The organism is Mesorhizobium sp. WSM4842 (genome assembly GCF_055901575.1).
In genome coordinates this window covers 6965453-6984054 of sequence record NZ_CM148372.1, presented here as the reverse complement: position 1 = coordinate 6984054, position 18602 = coordinate 6965453, and the positions used below count along the sequence as shown (strand labels likewise).

General features: G+C 59.9%; 10 protein-coding genes and 7 pseudogenes. 12 read left to right on the top strand and 5 right to left on the bottom strand.

What is annotated here, in order from left to right; genetic code table 11:
• The first annotated feature begins 314 nt into the window (after positions 1-314).
• The 4 genes from AC0NIE_RS33720 (at position 315) to AC0NIE_RS33705 (ending at position 3936) form a co-directional block, all read left to right on the top strand.
• The gene (locus tag AC0NIE_RS33720; protein WP_473489882.1) at positions 315-593 is read left to right on the top strand and encodes an acyl carrier protein; all 279 of its coding nucleotides are present in this window, start codon (positions 315-317) and stop codon (positions 591-593) included.
• Positions 594-1802, top strand: coding sequence for a beta-ketoacyl-[acyl-carrier-protein] synthase family protein (locus AC0NIE_RS33715; RefSeq protein ID WP_473489883.1), 1209 nt, complete (start codon positions 594-596; stop codon positions 1800-1802).
• A gap of 320 nt (positions 1803-2122) precedes the next feature.
• Complete coding sequence (gene fabG / locus AC0NIE_RS33710) at positions 2123-2860, top strand: 3-oxoacyl-[acyl-carrier-protein] reductase (protein ID WP_473489884.1); 738 nt, start codon at positions 2123-2125, stop codon at positions 2858-2860.
• Between the two features lie 485 nt (positions 2861-3345).
• Positions 3346-3936, top strand: a complete 591-nt coding sequence (locus tag AC0NIE_RS33705) for a NodA family N-acyltransferase (protein ID WP_473489885.1) — start codon at positions 3346-3348, stop codon at positions 3934-3936.
• Between the two features lie 238 nt (positions 3937-4174).
• Here the strand turns inward: AC0NIE_RS33705 and AC0NIE_RS33700 are convergent.
• A pseudogene (locus tag AC0NIE_RS33700) lies at positions 4175-4367 on the bottom strand (aminotransferase class III-fold pyridoxal phosphate-dependent enzyme); the annotation flags it as partial.
• Positions 4350-5089 (bottom strand): annotated as a pseudogene (locus AC0NIE_RS33695) (beta/alpha barrel domain-containing protein); the annotation flags it as partial. The pseudogenes AC0NIE_RS33700 and AC0NIE_RS33695, both read right to left, overlap by 18 nt.
• A gap of 475 nt (positions 5090-5564) precedes the next feature.
• Between AC0NIE_RS33695 and AC0NIE_RS33690 the strand changes: the two are divergent.
• The 3 genes from AC0NIE_RS33690 to AC0NIE_RS33680 all read left to right on the top strand — a co-directional run bounded on the left by AC0NIE_RS33690 (position 5565) and on the right by AC0NIE_RS33680 (position 8839).
• Positions 5565-6554, top strand: coding sequence for a nodulation protein NodZ (locus tag AC0NIE_RS33690; RefSeq protein ID WP_473482488.1), 990 nt, complete (start codon positions 5565-5567; stop codon positions 6552-6554).
• A 142-nt stretch (positions 6555-6696) separates the two neighbouring features.
• Positions 6697-7794 carry a GDP-mannose 4,6-dehydratase gene (gmd, locus tag AC0NIE_RS33685; protein WP_473482486.1) on the top strand — a complete coding sequence of 366 codons (1098 nt, stop codon included), beginning with the start codon at positions 6697-6699 and terminating at the stop codon, positions 7792-7794.
• A gap of 91 nt (positions 7795-7885) precedes the next feature.
• Positions 7886-8839 carry a GDP-L-fucose synthase family protein gene (locus AC0NIE_RS33680; protein WP_473482484.1) on the top strand — a complete coding sequence of 318 codons (954 nt, stop codon included), beginning with the start codon at positions 7886-7888 and terminating at the stop codon, positions 8837-8839.
• Positions 8840-9542: 703 nt separating this feature from the next.
• Here the strand turns inward: AC0NIE_RS33680 and AC0NIE_RS33675 are convergent.
• Together AC0NIE_RS33675 and AC0NIE_RS33670 are read right to left on the bottom strand one after the other, a co-directional pair.
• Entirely contained in the window at positions 9543-9848 is a 306-nt protein-coding gene (locus AC0NIE_RS33675) for a hypothetical protein (RefSeq protein WP_473489886.1), read from the bottom strand.
• A 52-nt stretch (positions 9849-9900) separates the two neighbouring features.
• Positions 9901-10080: pseudogene (locus AC0NIE_RS33670) on the bottom strand (SIR2 family protein); the annotation flags it as partial.
• A gap of 23 nt (positions 10081-10103) precedes the next feature.
• On the opposite strand from AC0NIE_RS33670, the pseudogene ubiM reads away from it, so the two are divergent.
• The 4 genes and pseudogenes from ubiM to AC0NIE_RS33650 form a co-directional block, all read left to right on the top strand.
• Positions 10104-11283: pseudogene (ubiM, locus tag AC0NIE_RS33665) on the top strand (5-demethoxyubiquinol-8 5-hydroxylase UbiM).
• Between the two features lie 1270 nt (positions 11284-12553).
• Complete coding sequence (locus AC0NIE_RS33660; RefSeq protein ID WP_474045272.1) at positions 12554-13732, top strand: efflux RND transporter periplasmic adaptor subunit; 1179 nt, start codon at positions 12554-12556, stop codon at positions 13730-13732.
• Positions 13733-13734: 2 nt separating this feature from the next.
• Positions 13735-16908, top strand: a pseudogene (locus AC0NIE_RS33655) (efflux RND transporter permease subunit); the annotation flags it as partial.
• Between the two features lie 25 nt (positions 16909-16933).
• A pseudogene (locus tag AC0NIE_RS33650) lies at positions 16934-17041 on the top strand (SAM-dependent methyltransferase); the annotation flags it as partial.
• Positions 17042-17575: 534 nt separating this feature from the next.
• Here the strand turns inward: AC0NIE_RS33650 and AC0NIE_RS33645 are convergent.
• Positions 17576-17715: pseudogene (locus AC0NIE_RS33645) on the bottom strand (transposase); the annotation flags it as partial.
• A gap of 208 nt (positions 17716-17923) precedes the next feature.
• On the opposite strand from AC0NIE_RS33645, the gene AC0NIE_RS33640 reads away from it, so the two are divergent.
• Positions 17924-18517 carry a NodA family N-acyltransferase gene (locus tag AC0NIE_RS33640; protein WP_473480706.1) on the top strand — a complete coding sequence of 198 codons (594 nt, stop codon included), beginning with the start codon at positions 17924-17926 and terminating at the stop codon, positions 18515-18517.
• Positions 18518-18602: the final 85 nt, after the last annotated feature.

Below are 18602 nucleotides of genomic sequence, written 5' to 3'. Positions count from 1 at the left end.
TCCGGAATCTCGCATTGACGACAGCACCTCACACGCCCTGATCACCCGCTACCCTTATCGTGTGACGACTGCGAAAAAGAGCCCGAAATGAGAAAATCTTTCCATGAGCTCAGACGTGCGATGGAAGTTGCCCCGGGAAAATGAGTTGCAGTTGGATGCCAACGCCTCAGACCAACCGGAACTCATCCGGTTTCTATAATCCGACTGTTGTTGGTGAGTGGCACAAGCCTGGTCAGGGACGATTTTCGCGACGTGACTGGCAGAGGTATGGCGCCGCACCCACGTCAAAAGGCATTGCTATGGAAAGGAACAGAATGGCTGATCAACTTGCAACGGAAATCATTGCCACGATCAAGAAGCGCGTCGAATTGGAAAGCGGCGAGGGAAGTGTGTCCATCATCGGCGAAATAACGACTGCCACGGAACTGACCTCGCTCGGCGTCGATTCGCTGGGTTTGGCGGATCTCCTCTGGGATGTGGAGCAGGCCTACGACATCAAGATCGACATGAACTCGGCCGACGCCTGGTCGAATCTCAAGGATGTCGGCGACATGGTGGAAGCCGTCCGCGGTTTGCTCGCGAAGGAGGTCTGATTGGACAGGCGAGTCGTCATTACTGGGATGGGCGGGCTTTGCGGCCTAGGCAACAACGCCGCCTCTATCTGGAAAGAGATGCGCGAAGGCCGCTCCGCCATCCGCCCGATGGTCACTTCCGAGCTTCATGAGATGAAGGGCACTGTCGGTACCGAGATCAACGAGCTGCCCAAGCACGACATCGGCCGCAACCAGCTCGTCTCCATGGATCGCCTCAGCTTGCTCGCTGTGCTTGCAGCGCGCGAAGCCGTGCAACACGCCGGACTTTCCTGCGACGAGGGAAATCCGTATCGCTTCGGCGCGACAGTGGGCGTCTGCGGCTGGGGCTGGGGAACGGTCGAAGAAACCTACCGCGCCCTCTATTTGGACGGCGCGAAGCGTACTGGCCTCTATGCTGCACCAAAGGGATTGCCGAGCGCCGCTGCCAGCCAGGTCAGCATGAGCCTCGGCCTGCGCGGCCCGGTCTTTGCCATCGCGTCTGCATGCGCATCAGCCAACCATGCGATCGCTTCGGCGGCGGATCAGATCAGGCTCGGCCGGGCCGACGTGATGCTTGCCGGAGGCGCCGAAGCGCCACTCGTATGCGGTCAGCTGAAGGCATGGGATGCAATGCGCGCCCTCGCTCCGGATACTTGCCGGCCCTTCTCCGCCGACAGGAAGGGAGTGGTGTTAGGTGAGGGTGCGGGCATGGCCGTGTTGGAAAGCTATGAGCATGCCGCGGCGCGCGGTGCCACAATGCTTGCCGAGATTGCAGGCATCGGCCTTTCCGGCGATGCCTTCCACATCGTCGCGCCGTCCATCGAGGGGCCGGAGGCCGCGATGCGCGCTTGCCTTGCGGACGCCGGGCTGAATGCTGAGGACGTGGATTACCTCAACGCCCACGGCACCGGCACCAAGGTCAACGACCGAACCGAGACGGCGGCGATCAAGCGCGTCTTCGGAGACTATGCCCATTCGATGTCTGTCTCGTCCACCAAGTCCATGCACGCGCATTGCCTCGGCGCGGCGAGCGCACTTGAAATGATCGCCTGCGTGATGGCGATGCAGGAGGGCGTCGTGCCGCCGACCGCCAATTATCGCGAGCCAGACCCCGATTGCGATCTCGACGTCACGCCCAATGTGGCGCGCGAGCGCAAGGTGCGCGTGGCACTGAGCAACGCCTTCGCCATGGGCGGCATGAACGCAGTTCTGGCGTTCAAGCAGGTGTAGAAGCCATGCGAGGTGCCTCCCGTAACTCTATCTCTCGTATTCAAATGCTTGCCGGATCACGATTGTGAAGGACGTGGCCTTGGACCGGCTCGGTGAATGCGCCAAGTGGCAGCGGAAGCTCGACGAACCGGGGCCCCGTTTTTGCAAAATTCTCAACTGTTGAAGCGGCGTGGACGTACCGCTACCCGGAAGGTTAAGCCATGCCCTTCGGTTCGGCTCGAGGTGTGTCCAAAGCTTTACCCGACAATGTCTGGAGGCACGCAGGGCCGCCAGTGGCCGCTTCCATGCGAAGCCGGTCCTCAGAAAGGGAATCGATAACAATGTTCGATCTGACCGGCCGCAAGGCGCTCGTCACCGGAGCAAGCGGTGGAATCGGCGAGGCCGTGGCGCGGGCGCTGCACGCGCAGGGCGCAACCGTCGGCCTGCACGGCACGCGTGTCGAAAAGCTCGAGGCGTTGGCTGCCGAACTTGGCGGGCGGACAAAACTGTTTCCAGCGAACCTCTCGAACCGCGACGAGGTCAAGGCTCTGGGCGCAAAGGCGGAAGCCGAACTCGAAGGCGTCGACATACTGGTCAACAATGCCGGCATCACCAAGGACGGGCTTTTTATCCGCATGTCGGACGCGGACTGGGACGCGGTCCTCGAGGTCAACCTGACCGCCATGTTCCGGCTCACCCGCGAACTGACCCATCCGATGATGCGCCGCCGCAACGGCCGCATCATCAACATCACGTCCGTGTCCGGTGTAACCGGCAATCCCGGCCAGGCGAACTATTGCGCCTCAAAGGCTGGCATGATCGGCGTGTCGAAATCGCTGGCGCAGGAGATCGCGACACGCGGCGTGACTGTGAACTGCGTGGCGCCGGGCTTTATCGAATCGGCCATGACCGACAAGCTGAACGACAAGCAAAAAGAAGCGATCATGGCCGCCATTCCGGCCAGGCGCATGGGCACCGGCGTGGAAGTCGCCTCAGCTGTGGTCTACCTGGCCTCGAACGAGGCCGCCTACATCACCGGCCAGACCGTTCATGTGAACGGCGGTATGGCAATGATTTAGCGTGAAAAGTTCAGTGCGCCCCGATGACGCGTATCAACAGTGAAGGAAGTTTCCCACCCAGATAGCAGTCGGTTGGTCTGGCAACTGACGAGTGGGTCGGTCGGGCAACTGGCCGGGTCGAAGCCTCGTGATCAAGGCCGCCTTGGGCGGAGGTTTAGATCAAGCTCTTTGAAACGCATGTCTTTCTTATCCATCGCGTGGAATGCATTCATCGAAACAAACGATTTTGCCAATTCCGCAGAACGTCGCATAGCAAGATTTCAAAGATGTAAGCCAAAGGTAACTATCGATGTTTGTATTGGCTCCGAGCAGCATTTTCCTGGTGTACGCCTTCCGGTGTGCTCGCAACACAGCGGAGTCGCATGTTCATTGCGGCTAGTTTCTTCGGCGACCTGCACAAGCTACATCGAGCCGGCTCGATGCGACAAGCGTTCCCCCTGCTAGGCGCTTCCCCAACAAAACAGCAACAAAGATGAGGTTTTTCCATGTGCTCTGACGTGCGGTGGAGGTTGTGCTGGGAAAGTGACTTGCAACAGGCCGACCATGTCGAACTTTCCGAGTTTTTCCGAAAGACCTACGGACCGACTGGGGCCTTCAACTCAGAGCCATTCGAAGGCGGCCGTAGCTGGGCCGGTGCGAGGCCGGAGCTCCGCGCAATCAGCTACGACGCGCACGGCGTAGCGGCTCATATCGGCATACTACGCCGCTTCATCAAGGTTGACGAGGTCGATCTCATGGTGGCCGACTTGGGGTTGTACGGGGTGCGTGCGGATCTTGAGGGACAAGGGATCGGTCATTCAATGCGCGTTTTATATCCAATATTGCGGCAGCTTGGAGTTCCATTCGCTTTCGGCACCGTTCGGCACGCGATGCGGAACCATATGGAGAGGTTCTGCAGAGACGGCCTGGCGGCGATTGTGTCGGGCGTTCGCGTGCAGTCCACTCTCGCAGATGTGTATCTCGACCTGCCGCCCACGCGCGTCGAGGACGTGCTCGTCGTCGTTGTGCCGATTGGACGCTCGATGAGCGAGTGGCCATCCGGCACCCTGATCGTTAGGAACGGTCCGGAGCTATGAAACATCTTGAAGTGCCGGGTGATCGCGCTGAGGGCACCAGAGCGGCGGGTTTTTGCCGAGCTACTCGGACTGAATACGCGATCCCATTCAAGTTAGCTGTGGATGATCAAGGCTGAATTAACATGCAAAATCTGCGCATCTAAATCGATCCGAGCCCGAGTTTCCGCGCGCACGGACGTTCCGGACCTGAATCGCCGTCACCCTGAAATCGACAAGACATCGGCTATCCCAAAATCGAGCCCTTCGAGGTGCACAGGATATCTGGAGAGATGTTCGCCTGTTCGCAGGCGAACATGGTTCCGGTGCGCTCCCCAACCGGTCATCACTTCGTCGGCGATCAGGAGCGTGCCGAAGGCCTCAGTGATCTTCTTCAATTCGGTCAGAACCCAGGCCGGGTACATCAGCATGCCGCCGGCGCCGAGCACGAGACCGATGTCGAGAATGGGCGCGCTGCGGGTAAGCCAGCCACCGATATGCGGTCCACGCCGGTCGCCGCAATTGCCGGGCGCTCGCCCGCGTTACTCAAGCCCAAGGCCTCGGTGATCGCGCTGCGCCCGACATAGGCACAGCCTGCGCAAGCTCCTCGACCGACATGTTGTCGAGGAGCATGCCGTCGACGCCCACTGTAAGCGCTATCTCCAACTGGTCCAGCCTGTCCACCTCTACCTCGATCTTGACCATGTGACCTATGGCGCTAGGCGCCCGCTCGATTGCGGTGCGGATGTCGCCGGCAATGGCGATGTGGTTGTCCTTGAGCACCGCGTCGTCGAGCGCGAAGCGGGTGATTGGCGCCTGACCGCGTATCGCTTCGACAAACAACGCGGCCGTAGCCGTAGCAATGCCGCTCAGACGGCACAGAAAATTGAGCGCGGTCCGCTCAGCAGGCTTCGCGCCGGCCCGTTTACCATCGCAATGGTTTGACCTGCTCGACATCGCTGCCGTCCGGCCGCCGGATTTGCACATCGATTGCTGGATCGACGAGCAAGAAAGAAAACGCCACAGGTCGAGCCCGCACCCACGCCCGCTTGGCGCGCGTTAAGCGAAAGCGTGGCTTTGCATCGGCGGCGATAATTGCATCGCTCGTGATATCGCCGGCTCTGCCCAGGTCTTCCAGCAGGGATGATGATCTGAGGAAGTGTGCAAGTGAAGTCATGTCAACGGCTCCGTCGGATGTCGTCGTTGCAGTCGCGCTCATGGCCGGCTGACTTGGGTCATGCTGCGTGCTGCCGCCGTAAGGTTCCGCTGGGATTAGCAGTGACGCACAACGAGAGGGTTCAGAGGGTTCAGGTCAACGCCCTGGAACCCATGTCACTAGCCATCCATCACGTGGATGCGTTTCATCGAAACAGACGATTTTACGAATGTTGCGGCACGTTGCATAGAACGAATTCAAAGATGTAAGCCTTTCGGGAAAGTCGTTGATGTCTGCGTTGGCTCCAAAGAGCATTTTCTGGTGTGCGCCGAATACCAGCCTAGGCGCGCGTCCATCGCGGCCAGGCACTTCCGCGATCGACGCAAGCTACATCGCATCGGCGCAGCACGACAAGCTCCCCGAATTGCGCAGGCGCTTGCCTCAAAGGCAGCAGCAAAGCTGAGGTTTGTGGTTGTTTTGGAAAGAGGCAATTTAGATGCTTGTTGATGGCTCAAGGATGGATCGGTTCGTTGTTTCTCGACGGCGCGAGGGTCTCGGTGATTGCCTGTGGTCTCTCGCGTCGGCATGGGACTACGCACATCGGACGGGACGGGCTTTAGCAATAGATTGGCGCGGCTCTTGTTACCTCGACAACCCGTTTGCGAATGCCTTTCCGGCTTTCTTCAAGCCAATTGAAGAGATCGGTGGTGTACGGGTCATTTGCGATGACGAGATCAACCACGTCTCATTCCCCGGTCCCTTCTTCCCGTCGTGGTGGAACAAGCCATCCATCGACTGCGTGTACCGTCCGGATGAACAGATTTTCCAAGAACGTGACGAGCTTAACGATCTTTTCCAGGCCCAAGATGATTGTGAAGCCAACACGGTAGTGTGTGATGCTTGCTTGATGTGGCGCTGCGATGAGCAAGCCGAGCGAACGATATTTCGGAGCATCAGACCGAGGGTCGAAATTGAGGATCGGATTGAAGCGCTCTACCAGGAACACTTTGCCGGGCACAGCATAATTGGGGTCCATGTCCGCCACGGCAACGGCGGAGATATTATGGATCACGCACCTTACTGGGCTGATCCAAAGGTTGCCTTAGAGCAGGTATGCACTGCCATTCGCATGGCCAAAGCGCAACCGCATCCAAGGCCTGTAAGGGTGTTCTTGTGTACAGACAGCGCCCAGGTTGTTGATCACTTGTCGGGCGTATTTCCCGAACTTTTCACCGTCCCAAAACGCTTCCAAGCGGATCAGGCCGGCCCCTTAAACAGTGCAGCACTGGGCATTGACGGGGGTTTTTCCGCTCTCGTTGAGATGTATCTCCTTGGTAGATGCGACACTGTAATTCGGTTTCCTCCGACTAGCGCCTTCTCCCGCTATGCCCGCCTCTTCGTGCCACGAATTGTCGAATTCGATCTGAAGGACCCACGTCGTTTGATCTTGATTGATAACTCTTTCGACCGTTCCCCGACCCCATGAAGGGGTTGGCATCCCGCTCGAACTCTCCCTTGCCTTCGCGCAGAGGCCCCGTTCGCCCTGCCCAATGCGCCCCTTTCTCGCCACGCAATCCCGCCGCAGGCGAGCATTTTCTTCGGCGCGTCAAAATCAAAAGGATTCAAGCTTGTCAAAGAGAAAAGTCGCTTTAATCACCGGGGTCACGGGGCAAGACGGTTCCTACCTCGCAGAATTGCTGCTGGAAAAGGGCTATTCTGTGCATGGGATAAAAAGACGATCGTCTCTTTTCAATACGGGCCGTATAGACCATCTCTATCATGATCCTCATGAAAGTGGCGTTGATCTTACACTTCACCACGGGGACTTGACAGACTCGTCCAGCCTTACGCGCGTCATCCAACTGGTTCAGCCGGACGAAATTTACAATCTGGCAGCTCAGAGCCACGTTGCAGTCTCCTTTGAACAACCAGAATACACCGCGAACTCGGACGCGTTGGGTGCGCTGCGTATCCTCGAGGCAATTCGGATCCTGGGGCTCGTCGAGCATACGCGCTACTACCAAGCCTCGACGTCTGAGCTCTACGGGCTGGTGCGGGAAACGCCACAGACCGAGACGACACCGTTCTACCCCCGATCACCCTACGCTGTTGCCAAATTGTATGCTCACTGGATCACCGTAAATTATCGAGAAGCTTACAATTTGTACGCATGTAACGGCATTTTATTTAATCATGAGTCACCCGCGCGCGGAGAAACATTTGTAACGCGAAAAATCACGCGCGCCCTGGCTCGGATTAAGCTTGGAATGCAGCCGAATCTATTCTTGGGCAACCTTAATGCTCTTCGCGATTGGGGGCACGCTCGAGACTACGTCCAGATGCAGTGGTTGATGCTGCAGCAGGAGCAAGCTGAAGACTTTGTGATCGCTAGCGGTGAGCAACATTCGGTGCGCGAATTTGTCACCGTCGCGGCCGCTGAACTCGGCATTGGTGTTCGTTGGGTTGGGGAAGGGGTCGACGAAGAGGGATACGATGCAAAGACGGGAGCTTTGATCGTAAAAGTAGATCCCCGTTATTTTCGTCCTGCAGAAGTCGAGACACTTCTCGGCGATGCCCGCAAGGCCAAAGAAAAACTTGGATGGGAGCCAAAAATCTCCTTCATTGAATTGGTTAGGGAGATGGTTCGGGAAGATTTGCGCATGGCAGAGCGTGACGCAGTGCTGATGACGCAGGGTTATTATTCATACAGTCCACGAGAGTTATGATGACAACGGCGGCGCCATGCTGGCTTGTTGTCAGCGTTAGGGTGGCCTTCTTAAGGAGCGTCCATAGCGTTATCACATGGGAAACAAAAAGATGAAGAAAGTCTATGTGGCAGGCCATAGCGGCCTTGTTGGATCCGCCACAATGAGTGCCCTCGAGGCGTTAGGATCGTATGAGATAATAACACGTACTCACGACCAACTGGATCTATTTGATCGGACCGAGACGCGCAGGTTCTTCATGTCGCGGCGGCCCGATTACGTCATTATGTGCGCCGCAAAGGTTGGTGGTATACTGGCGAACGCTAGCTCTCCTGTCGATTTCCTTCATAACAACCTCGCGATCCAACTCAGTGTTTTTGATGCCGCTTACGCTTCAGGCGTCGAACGGATGATTTTTCTTGGCTCCTCATGTATCTATCCACGCGACTGTCCGCAGCCGATACGGGAGGAATACCTTCTCACCGGTCCGCTTGAAGCGACGAATCGTCCCTTCGCTTTGGCAAAAATCGCAGGAGTCGAATCATGCTGGTCTTTTAACCGGCAGTACCAGACGCGCTATCTCGCGTTGATGCCGACCAGCTTATATGGTCCCGGCGATAATTATCACCCCGAAAAATGCCACGTTCTGCCTGCTCTGATACGCCGTTTTCATCAAGCTAAAATAAACGGCGACTCCTCGGTGGGGGTCTGGGGATCCGGAAACCCTCGGCGAGAGTTTATGTATTCGTCGGATGTAGGCGATGCCATTGCGTTCCTGCTTGGCCTGCCAGATTCGGATTTTGACGCCTTGACTGCCCCCGACACTGCGCCCCTGATTAATGTTGGCGTTGGCGAGGATGTCACAATTCGCGAGGTGGCGGAACTCGTCAAGGCAGCGGTCTGCTGGGAGGGCAATCTGGTATTCGACACGACGAAGCCAGACGGTACTCCGCGCAAGTTACTGGACGTAACGCGCTTGCGTAAGCTTGGCTGGAAGGCCAAAACGTCTCTTGGTGCCGGGTTGCAAGCGACGTATGAGGATTTTCTTCGCCTTCATGGGGCTTGATGTGGACGCGCGCATCCTGGTTGGACTGCGTGTCCGACCGGGTGCAAGTTTGTTCAGTCAGGCCAAACAGAAGAGAGGGACGCATACATGTGCTAACGGTGCAAACCGGACCTCTCTGCGACCGGCGGTGCTGAGGACCACCCAAAAGCTTGCCCAGGCCAATGGGAAGGGCGAGGGCCGCATAACGGGCTGCACCTGGAACGGCTGTGCGTGAGCGCCGTCGACTCAAGCCGCCAGTTAGAACTGCTCGACCTCACGGGAGTCGCTGCTTAGGAACCTGCCGTCGATACGAACGCCAACCGGGGCCCCGCCATGCCTCGGGGCAGGCCTTATCCAAGGCGGTGCATGCGGTAATGGCGGACGTGGACGTATGCTTTTCAACTCGCGCCGCAGGCGGGATCGTGTCCGGATCGTGTCCTCCCTAGGTGGTGTAGCTGACGGCATTGGTCGCCATGCTCTCCGGCATGGGCCGGGCTGATCGGCTTGCTTCAGTCTGCGTTGTTAGCGCCGAACTCACTCGCCTCAAGGTCATAGCGCCACAAGCGCGGATTCGCGGCGCGATGGTGCGGGCGTTTACAACTCCTGCAGCAGCGGGTCTCGTTGATGAACCGGCTCGCCCTGAACAAATCGCTCGCGTGTGCAGCGCGCCAAGCTATCGCGCAGAGCATCCTGACGCTCTGGGATGGCAGTGGCAGGTGACCGCCTATGCGGTGAGCACGCTTGGCCTTAGCTTGATTGGCATCGACCCCAACCACCCCTTATCATCGTGCCGTGCGCACAGCTTCTGCCGCCAAGTGAAGCCGATCAGCTGCGACCGCTCGCCGCGCCAACTCCGGCGCCAGACGATGCTCTGCTCGGCTGGTTCGAGCCCGTCGCCGCTGTTTATCCGCAGCATCGAATGTCCTAGCAGCTGAAGCCTCGAATGAATAACCGTCGCAGCTCTTCCAGCGCTGGCTCGAAACAGCAGCGCCTCTCGGAGTTGTTGAATAACCCGGAAGACAATGCCCATTTTACTTTTTCGGCAATGTTGAGGCGTCTGGGAATGGCTCAACGATTGCCCGTTAGGCCTCATGCAATGTCTCGCCCAATCCGACGAGACGGGCTGCGGCTTGACCCGTCGGCATGTCAATGACCGTGATTGCCCTTTCTGCAAGGAAGCGACGCTCGTTCTTGGTCAGCTTTGCTGTATCGATTGCCGCAAAATGTGGGCCATGGGAGCGCTTCATGATCTGTCGGGCATAGCCAACGCGCTGGCGGCACGCTGATGGCCGGCTTTGATGACAGCTTCGACATCATTGTCGTTGGCGCCGGGCCGGTCGGACTTTCCTTCGCCGCATCGCTTGCCACAGCGAGCTCAAACTGGCGGTTGTCGAAGGGCAGTCCCTGGAAAGACTGGAAAATCCGGCTTTCGACGGTCGCGAGATCGCGCTCACCCACGCCTCGATTGGGATCCTTCGCGAGCTCGGCGCTTGGGATGTTATCCGCGGCTCTGACAAGTCACCGCTTCAAGGCGCACGCGTCCTTAACGGATCGAGCCCTTTTGCGCTGTGTTTCGATTCCCCTGGCGGATCCGCGGAACCACTGGCGTTCTGGTCCCGAATTGCCGGATCCGCGATGCCCTGTTCAGGATCATCCGCTTGCAGGGCCATGTCCGGCTGCTGTGCGGCCACTCGGTCGTGCGTGCAACAAACAGTCACCAGGGAGCAGTCATAACGCTCTCCAATGGCAGGCAGCTGACCGCTCGGCTTCTCGTTGCCGCCGATTCGCGTTTGTCCGCCACCCGCAATCTGCTCGGCATCCGCGCCGATATCAATCGGCTTGGCAACTCGATGCTGATTTGCCGGGTGAGGCACGAGCGCCCCCACCACCAGATCGCGATCGAATGGTTCGATCATCATCAGACGGTAGCGATGTTGCCCCTCGCGCGAGGCATGTCGTCGCTGCTTTTGACTTTGCCTTCAAACGAGGCCGACGGACTGCTTGCCCTCGACGACGAGTTGTTCCTGATGGAGTTGACGAAGCGCTGTCGAGGGCGCCTCGGCAACATGAGCTTGGCAAGCAGCCGCCATATCTATCCGTTGGTCACCACCTGGGCGCACAGGTTCCGGGCGCCGAGCGCCGCATTGATAGGCGACGCTGCCATTGGCATGCACCCGGTGACCGCGCATGGCTTCAACATCGGCCTCGGCGGCCAGAGGCAACTCGCCCGTGGCATCCTGACAGCATGGCGCGACCGTCGCGACATTGCCGATCCCGACATGCTCCGCAGATATGAAAGCCGACTGCGCCTGTCGGCGGCGCCGCTCTATCATGCTACGAATATCCTTGTCGGACTCTACTCAAGCGAGCATCCGGCGGCACGTCTTGCAAGACATGTGGGGCTGCGCTTCGGCCAACATCTTCCCTTTGTCCGTCATGGCATTGCGGCCATGCTGAGGCGGTGAACCCCAGTCACCATAGTGTCATCATCGGCGTGCCGGCGTAGCAGGCTGGCGAGTTTGGTTCGATGTGAGCGGTCGCGGCTGCGCGGGATCCTCGATCCCAGTGAAGAGCATGACGCCTTCCTCCCCTTGTATGGGCGGAAGCGTGATCTGCTCTTTCAAGCGTTCGTTTTCCTGGTGCGGACGACGAGGTATCTGGGCCGGTCAATCGGCTTTCGGTGCTGATTATGGCAGGGCCGCCCCTCTACGGAGCGATCGGTCAGGATTGCTCTGTCTTGGAACGAGAGAGGACCGCCGCGATTTTCGACCCGCGCAGCGCCCAGCCGGTTCCGTGGTTGCACGCTTGTCGCTCCATGGTCAGCCGCATCCGGCGCAGCCGGCACACGAGGTGGGCGGCCGAACGAACCTACACCTGTCCACCGCCCGAATTGGAAGCAGCGATCCACCGCATTTCCGCCTGGGGTCTTTCAGGAATCCGGCTCGCTCCGCGAAGCCGACAAAGGCATCGCGGGCCACGCCCATCGGCGTGCGGCGTCTTGTGCTTGGTAGCACCGGTGAAGGGCTGTTTCATGGATCAGACTGCGGCGTTCCTCCGGCCACTCCTCAAACTCGATCGCGTCTACGAGATCGACAACGCACAAGGTGGGCTCCATGCTTGATGAAGACGGGGCTGCTGAATGCCGCGAGCCTCTTCCGTCGCGGATCGTCAGCGTGTCAATCGCTGTGTGTGCGGAATTCCCGACCGCCGCCAAGCGTTTGTCGGCCAACGCCACACAGGCGCGGACCCAGCCACGCCCAATTCCACCTTCGATGTGTTTAGGGCGTGGATGGTTGTCATCCGAACAATCAATTTTGCCAATCCTGCCGACCCTATTAGGGGTGTGACCGAAATCAGGTGCCTCGGCCTGCAGGCACGCCCGACGAAGAAGCCTGAGCACCAACCACCTATGCCCATAGGAGTACAGAAGGCAACGATCCGAAGACAGTGGAAATTGGTGCCGGGACGTTCTTCCTCATCCGTGTCTATGCGCGCGTCAAACGGACTCTCATTCGCTGAATGGTCCCAGAAGCGCACGAGGTGGGCAAACCACACGGTGAAGCGTGGTGGTGTTTTGACATCGGGTCTCACGAACGGCCCCGCTTTCAGAATTAGGTGCAACTTTGATGTAGAAGCTCGTTCGCCGATCACGGCAAGTTGAACACGGCCTTGCGCGCAACGCGCCGAGTTAGAAGACGCGGCCCGGCCGAATCCCGCGCACTGGAAAAAACGACGATGCCGAAGTACAGGTTTCACAAGCTTGCAGCCATTGTTGTGCTTGTCGGTTTCGCTGCGTGGATGGCGACGGGCGAGTTCTCGTCCGTCGGCAGCGCGGCCGCCGACAAATCCAAAGCGGGGGAGGTCGAGCAGCCAAAGGCGGCTGACGGCGGCAAGGCCAAGCCCGCTGAGGCAGAACAGCCCAAGGCGACCTTACGCACCGTCGCGACCATAACCCCACCCAGGCGTACCTATGCGCGCGCCATCCGGATTTCCGGACTGACCGAAGCCGACAAGCGCGCGGTCCTGGCGACGCGCGTCGCCGGCGTCATCGACAAGCTGCCGGTCAAGCAGGGACAGCGCGTCAAGACGGGCGACCTCGTGCTGATGCTTGCCACCGAGGAAAAGCTTTCGGCGCTCAGCAACGCCAAGCAGCTTGTCGCGCAGCGTCAGGCCGAACTCGATGCGGCCTCGCGGCTGGCGAAAACCGGCAATCTGCCCAAGCTGCAGCTCGATACGGCTCGCTCCAACCTGACGCAAGGCCAGTCGCATCTGGAAGCCGCGCAGGCCGAGCTCGACCGCAACGAGGTGAAGGCGCCGTTCGACGGCGTCATCGACCGGGTACCGGTGGAGCTTGGCAGTTCCGTGATGCAGGGCGACGAAGTGGCGACCATTCTGAGCCTCGATCCGGTGATTGCCCGCGGCGAGGTCAGCGAACGTGATCTCGGCTATCTGAAGATCGGCGACAAGGCGAATGTACGATTGGTCAGCGGCCAGAACGTCGAGGGCACCGTGCGCTATATCAGCCGCGACGCCTCGTCCGCCACCCGCACCTTCCGCGTCGAGACCGCAATCCCCAACCCCGAGGGCACTATTCCGGCCGGGATGACCGCCGAGATCGCGCTGAGCGCGCAGCCGACCGACGCTGTCATGCTGCCGCGCTCCGTGGTGACGCTGGGCGACAAGGGCGATCTCGGCATCCGCGCCGTCGACAGGGATGACAAGGTCGTGTTCTTCCCGATCGATCTGGTCGACGATACGCCAACCGGCCTGGTGCTCGGCGGCATCCCTGCCGATGCGCGCATCATCGTCGCCGGCCAGGAACTGGTGAAGGAAGGCGAAGTGGTCAAGCCGGTCGAGGCCGACCAGGCGACCATCCAGAAGCTGTTGGGCGAAGCGACGGCCGGGACGCAGTAATCATGGATATCGTCAAACTCGCAATCAGCAATGCCCGGCTGACCATTTCGGTCCTGGTCTTCCTCATCCTCGCGGGTGCGGTCGCCTATCAGTCGACACCGAAGGAAGCGGAACCCGACGTTCCGATTCCCATGATGTATGTCAGCCTGATCTATCAGGGCATCTCGCCCGAGGATTCGGAGCGCCTTCTGCTGCGGCCGATGGAAGCCAAGCTGAAGAGCCTCAAGGGTCTCAAGGAGATGCGCTCGGCCGCCTTCCAGGGCGGCGGCTATGTGCTGGTCCAATTCCACCCGCAGACGGATCTGGCGACGGCGTTGCAGGACACACGCAGCAAGGTCCAGGACGGCAAGGCCGACCTGCCGCAGGCAGCCGAGGAGCCTGTGGTCTCCGAGGTCAACGTCTCCGAGTTCCCCGTCCTTGTCGTGACGCTGTCGGGCGAGGTGCCTGAGCGCGTTCTGACGACGGCTGCGCGCGAGTTGCGCGACCGCATCGAGGAAGTGCCTGGCGTGCTGGAAGGCTCGCTGCAGGGCGCCCGCGACGATCTCGTCGAAGTCGTCATCGATCCGATGAAACTGTCTTCCTACGGGCTGCAGCTCGAGCAGCTGATCGGTGCGGTCGGCGATTCCAACAGTCTTGTCGCCGCCGGCAACATCGAAGGGTCCGAGGGCAAATACGCGGTCAAGGTGCCGTCGCTGATCGAAACGCCGCAGGACATGGCGGCGCTTCCGATCGTCGCCGGCCCCAATGCCGTGGTGCAGGCCAAGGATATCGCCACCGTCCGCTCCACCTTCAAGGACGCCGAGACGGTGACCCGTCTTGACGGCAAGCCGGCGATCGCCATCGAGGTGAAGAAGCGCATCGGCTCCAACCTGATCGACACGATCGCCCAGGTGAGGGCCGTGTCCGATGCCTTCATAAAGACCATGCCGGAAGGCATGCACGTCACCTACACGCAGGACAAATCGGTCTTCGTCAACCAGTTGCTCGGCGATCTGCAGAACCACGTCATGATCGCCGTGATGCTGGTGTTCATCGTCATTCTCTACGCGCTGTCGGGCCGCGCCTCGCTGCTGATCGGCCTCGCCATTCCATCGTCCTTCCTGATCGGCATCCTGCTGTTGGCCATGATGGGCTACACGATCAACATGATCGTGCTGTTCAGCCTCATCCTGGCGGTCGGCATGCTGGTCGACGACGCCATCATCGTCACCGAATTCGCCGAGCGGCGGATGAGCGAAGGCATGCCTAAGGCAGAGGCGTTCGCGCTTGCCGCCAAGCGCATGGCCGGTCCGGTCATCGCCGCGACGATGACGCGCATCGCCGCCTTTTCGCCGCTGCTGTTCTGGCCGGGCATCATCGGCGACTTCATGAAATACATGCCGATCACGCTGATCGTCACGCTCTCGGCCTCGATGCTCTATGCACTGGTCTTTGCACCGGCGCTGGGCGCCTTGTTCGCCAAGGCGCCGCCGCATCACGAGAATGACAATCGCGACGGCTGGTACATGGCTGTGGTCAAGCAGGCGGTGCGCTTTCCCATCACCGTGCTTCTACTCACCGTCGGCCTTTTGTTCGGTGTCGGTTTTGCCTATTCGAAATATGGCGCCGGCGTCGAGTTCTTCCCGAATGTCGAGCCTGACTACGGCCTGCTCTATGTGCACGCCCGCGGCAACCTTTCGCTCGCAGAAATGGATGCCGCCACAACGACCGCGGAAAACCGGCTTCTCGGCTGGCCGGGCGTGAAATCGGTCTATACCCGTGTCGGCAAGACGCAAGGCGGCGGCCAGGATATTCCGGAAGACGTGGTCGGCGTGATCCAGTACGAGTTCGTCGACTGGCGCGAGCGCAAATCGGCGAACGCGATCCTGGACGAATTGCGCGGCGTCATGGCCGGCATTCCCGGCGTCGACGTCGAGGTTCGCGTGCCCGAGGCCGGCCCGCCCACCGGCAAGCCGATCCAGATCAGGCTTTCGGCCGTCGACCCGGAAGGCCTCGACGACAATGCGCGCGCCGTCGCCGCGCGCATTGCCAAGGTGCCCGGCGTCATCGATATTTCCGACGGCCTGCCGCCGCCCGGCGTCGACTGGGCGCTCGACGTCGATCGCGCCAAAGCGGCACAATACGGCATCAGCCCGACCTCGGTCGGAACGGTGGTGCAACTGGTGACGAACGGGCTGAAGCTCAGTGAATACCGGCCAGCCGGTGCTGACGACGCCGTCGACATCAGGCTGCGTCTGCCCGAGGACCGGCGCACGCTGTCGACACTCGATGACCTCAGGGTGCAGACTTCGCAAGGGTCGGTGCCGATCTCGAATTTCGTCGTGCGCAAGCCCGAGCCGACCGTTGGTATCCTCAACCGCATCGACGGCGCGCGCACGGTGGTCGTCCAGGCCAATGTCGCCGCCGGCGAGCAGGTCGCTTCTGTCCAGCAGCAGGTCAGCCAGGCTGTCGCCGAAGTGGATCTCGGCAGCGGCATACGCTGGAAGCTTGCCGGCTCGAACGAGGACAGCGCCGAGGCCAGCGCTTTCCTCAGCAAGGCCTTCGGCGCGGCGATCTTCCTGATCTTCCTGGTGCTTCTGATGCAGTTCAATAAGTTCACCAGCGTCTGGCTGGTGCTATCCTGCGTAGTCATGGCGACGGTTGGCGTGTTCCTGGGATTGCTGTTGACCGGAGAGGCGTTCGGCATCGTCATGTCAGGCATCGGCGTCATCGCACTGGCCGGCGTGGTGGTGAACAACAACATCGTGCTGATCGACACCTACGACCGGCTGCGCGAAGAGGGCTGGGACAAGATGGACGCGGTGCTGCAGACTTGCCGCGAACGTGCCCGCCCGGTGGTGCTGACGGCGGTGTCGGCGATCCTCGGCGTGCTGCCGATCGCCTTCGGCCTCGGTCTCGAAATCTTCCATCACGAGACGACGATCAACGCGCCGTCGACGCAATGGTGGATATCGCTGTCGTCGGCGATCGTCCTCGGCCTGTCCTTCGCCACCTTGCTGACGCTGGTAGTGACACCGTCGATGCTGATGGTGTTCACGCGCAGCAAGAACAGCCGCTTCTATGCATTCTTCCGTCGGGTATTCCGGCGCGGCAAGACAGTCGGTGCGACTGTAGAGACCCCCGCAAGACCGGGCTCGCTTGACGAGCCGGCGATCGCCTTCCCGAAGGCCGCCGAAATAGGCCAACTTTGCTTGAAGCGCCATGCTGAACAAATCGTTGACCGAGATGACACGCATCGAGTGCCGGGGCGCGTCGATCAATGAAGACTGCCTGCTGGCCCGCTTCCGAAAGCCGATTTCCGCTTCCTGATGAAACGAATTGTCGAAGTTGACTTGGTGACACGTGCGCTCGTGGTGTCAAGCTGACCCTATATGTGGACGTATAAGAGCGCCCGATTGCAACAAGTTAGCTGGATCCAGTTGATGGTCACAACTGCTGACGTATATCCGGCTTCTTCATGCGGCTCGATGTTCAGCGCGGCGAGCCTCGACGGGTTTTCGCCCGCTTCCACCTCAACGGCCCCAGACGTCGGCCGAAGCTTTTGCGGTCCACACATCAGGTTCGGAAGCGACGGGGTGACCGTTTCCCCATCTCTGCCATTTTGCTGCAAGGCCGAGGTGCGCCCTCCTTCTCGCTCTCCAGGTCCGTCAGGCTGCTTTACCGACAGTACCGGTTGCCAGGCAGCGAGCATCGACCAGACGATTCTTGTTGCCGAGCGCGACCGCAGCGCCAGTGGGATGCCGCCTTTGCCGCAACTTGTCGAGCCTGAGGCTTCGCGGAACCTGTTTGCCGCCGGCGCGATCCAGAGCTGCGCGATCGCCTATGGATCATCAGCGTGCGTCAACGGTCGCCGCGTTTGCTGACGCCTAACAGTCGGGCCCATCCTCCACTTGATCGCTGCTTCGGCACGAGGCGCAGCCACGCCGCTGGCAGCCGCTCTTGAAGCAGGTTGTGTCACCGACAGCTGCCTCGGTTGCCGTCGCTTTATAGGCCAACCGAGCACGGCCGGAAGGTTCAGATCATGGGCCTTCGAAACGCATGGTTTTAACATCCATAGCGTGGATGCTCGCGATCTAAACAATCAATTTTACCAATCTGGGCGGGTCGTTCATAGACCCCCCACATGACATGCACCGCGTTGCTCTGCCGCGTGAGGTGCACAAAAGAACCCGAAAAAGAGGAAGTCTTCGCATGCGCTCTGACGTGCAGTGGAGGTTGTGCTGGGAAAACGAGTTGCGGCTTTCCGATCACCTCGAACTCTCTGAGTTCTTCCGGAAGACCTATGAGCCTACCGGAGCCTTTAATGGAAAGCAATTCGAAGGCGGTCGAAGTTGGGCGGGTGCGAGGCCGGAGGTCCGCGCAATCGGCAATGATGTGCACGGGATAGCGGCTCACTTGGGCCTGCTGCGCCGATACATCAAGGTTGACGACGCTGATCTGCTTGTCGCTGAACTCGGTCTATACGGGGTCCGTCCGGATCTTGAGGGGCTAGGAATCGCCCATTCGATTAGCGCGATGTATCCAGTGCTGCAGCAGCTTGGCGTTCCATTCGCTTTCGGCACGGTTCGGCACGCGCTCCGGAACCATGTTGGTAGGTTCTGCCGCAAAGGCTTGGCGAGCATTTTGTCGGGCGTTCGCGTGCGTTCAACCCTCCCGGACGTGTACCCCGATCTGCCTCCCACGCGAGTCGACGACGACGTACTCGTCATGGTGCTCCCAATTGGACGCTCAATGAGCGAGTGGCCGGCCGGCACATTGATCGATCGGAACGGTCCAGAGCTATGAAGAACACCCGCAATGATATCAGTCAGCGCGACCCGCCCCTCATCGCATCGATCGATCTGAATACAGCATTGACCGCGGATTTATT

What these genes read in the sequence shown, in the direction of transcription:
- AC0NIE_RS33720 (WP_473489882.1), top strand. Translation starts at nt 315, where the DNA reads ATGGCTGATCAACTTGCAACGGAAATCATTGCCACGATCAAGAAGCGC.
- fabG (WP_473489884.1), top strand. Translation starts at nt 2,123, where the DNA reads ATGTTCGATCTGACCGGCCGCAAGGCGCTCGTCACCGGAGCAAGCGGT.
- AC0NIE_RS33705 (WP_473489885.1), top strand. Translation starts at nt 3,346, where the DNA reads ATGTGCTCTGACGTGCGGTGGAGGTTGTGCTGGGAAAGTGACTTGCAA.
- AC0NIE_RS33690 (WP_473482488.1), top strand. Translation starts at nt 5,565, where the DNA reads ATGCTTGTTGATGGCTCAAGGATGGATCGGTTCGTTGTTTCTCGACGG.
- AC0NIE_RS33680 (WP_473482484.1), top strand. Translation starts at nt 7,886, where the DNA reads ATGAAGAAAGTCTATGTGGCAGGCCATAGCGGCCTTGTTGGATCCGCC.
- AC0NIE_RS33675 (WP_473489886.1), bottom strand. Translation starts at nt 9,848, where the DNA reads ATGGGCATTGTCTTCCGGGTTATTCAACAACTCCGAGAGGCGCTGCTG.
- AC0NIE_RS33660 (WP_474045272.1), top strand. Translation starts at nt 12,554, where the DNA reads ATGCCGAAGTACAGGTTTCACAAGCTTGCAGCCATTGTTGTGCTTGTC.
- AC0NIE_RS33640 (WP_473480706.1), top strand. Translation starts at nt 17,924, where the DNA reads ATGCGCTCTGACGTGCAGTGGAGGTTGTGCTGGGAAAACGAGTTGCGG.